Origin of the sequence: Microbacterium sp. B24, from assembly GCF_000333415.1 — a bacterium.
GTDB lineage: Bacteria > Actinomycetota > Actinomycetes > Actinomycetales > Microbacteriaceae > Microbacterium.
In genome coordinates this window covers 1-1,028 of the sequence record NZ_BADB01000498.1, presented here as the reverse complement: position 1 = coordinate 1,028, position 1,028 = coordinate 1, and the positions used below count along the sequence as shown (strand labels likewise).

The following is a 1,028-nucleotide window of genomic DNA, read 5'->3' as shown; positions in this document are numbered from 1 at the left end:
TGCCGACGGGGTGCTCACCCTGGCCGACGAGGGGCTCACGAGCGACTCGTCGCGCTACTGGATGCCGCGGCGTGGGCGCAGGGCACGAGCGCGGCCGAGCGGAGGCCCAGCTTCGACAAGCAGATCGTCCGCGATTGGCTCGCCGCCGCCTGGGACGGCCAGGGAACGCCGCCCGAGCTGCCGGCCGAGATCGTCGAGCGCACCGCGGCGAAGTACCGCGAGCTGCTCGAGATGCTCACCGACTGACGCGACCGCGTTGTAGAGACGCCGCAGCGGCTCAGACGAAACGCACCGTGTCGCCCGGCCGCAGGCTCTCGACGATGCCGCGGGCGGGCGCCGCGATCTCGCCGACATGGGCCTGCAGACCCGTGAGCGGCAGATCCCGACGCATCAGGTGAATCTCTCCCCGATAGCGACCGAGGCTGTCGAGATCCATCTGCAGCGACCCGGCGGCACGATGGTCGGCGTTGCGCGCGGCATCCGGAGCGACGCTCCCGCGCGTCTCCTCCAGCCGGAACGACGCCGCGCTGTCTTCGACACGCAGCCGCCAGGCGGCGCCGCGAAGGAAGGCCGCCGCCGGGTCGAGGTCCGACAGGGGCACCGTCACCTCGCCGGTGCGCTCGTGGTGGGCGATCCATTCGAGATGCTCCCCGTGCACGGTGCCCTCGGCGCAGACGATCTCGACATCGGGCGCGATCGCACGCAGGTGCAGATAGTTGCGCCACGCGGTGCGATGACGATGCTCCTCGAGCGTGGGCAGACCGAGGTGAAGGGGTGCGCGCAGCGCGCTCTCGCCCGGAAGGAACGCGTACACGGGGCTCTGCCGCTCGGCGAACAACGCGTTCTGGCTGACGAAGAACTCCGTGCCGATGCCGGTCTCGGGCCGGGGATAGAAGTTGTGCCATCCGACCACGTCGATGCCGTCCAGCTCGTCGAGGAACGACGCGGTCGCCGTGCTCGCGTTCACCGCGATGCGGCATCCCGAGGCGCGGGCGATGCGGCGGATCTCCTCCGGCGCAAGCCGAAGT

At 70.9% G+C, this 1,028-nt stretch carries 1 protein-coding gene and 1 pseudogene; one reads left to right on the top strand and one right to left on the bottom strand.

All coding sequences use genetic code 11. The features are described 5' to 3' along the window. Positions 1 to 246, top strand: a pseudogene (locus I5I_RS14420) (phosphoribosylaminoimidazolesuccinocarboxamide synthase); the annotation flags it as partial. Between the two features lie 31 nt (positions 247 to 277). On the opposite strand, the gene I5I_RS14415 reads toward I5I_RS14420, so the two are convergent. Next, positions 278 to 1,028: MupG family TIM beta-alpha barrel fold protein (locus I5I_RS14415; RefSeq protein WP_036321299.1), on the bottom strand; the 751-nt coding region annotated here is incomplete at its 5' end.